The sequence below is a fragment of the Pseudomonas sp. SIMBA_067 genome (genome assembly GCF_046534675.1).
GTDB lineage: Bacteria > Pseudomonadota > Gammaproteobacteria > Pseudomonadales > Pseudomonadaceae > Aquipseudomonas > Aquipseudomonas putida.
The window spans coordinates 1-232 of record NZ_JAWRYH010001435.1; the positions used below are offsets into that span (position 1 = coordinate 1).

1 protein-coding gene is annotated in these 232 nt (G+C 37.9%); it reads right to left on the reverse strand.

Going from position 1 to position 232, the window contains the following annotated elements; all coding sequences use genetic code 11:
- The coding region (locus SB765_RS34145) for an ABC transporter substrate-binding protein (RefSeq protein ID WP_410933092.1) at positions 1 to 200 on the reverse strand (200 nt) is incomplete at its 3' end.
- Between the last annotated feature and the right edge of the window lie 32 nt (positions 201 to 232).

Sequence of the window (232 nt, forward strand, 5' to 3'; positions counted from 1 at the left end):
CCAATAAAGTGATAAGGATTATAAACGTCGAATAATCGACTAAAAGTAAATATTACATCATCAGCGTTAAATTCACGGCTAGGAGTAAAATAAGAGGTGGTATGAAACTTAACTCCTTTGCGCAAAGTGAAGGTAACCGATTTACCGTCTTTACTGATCTTCCAATCAGTGGCAAGTTCACTCTTAAATTCGGCGGTCACGGGGTCAATACTAATTAACCGGTCGTATAACT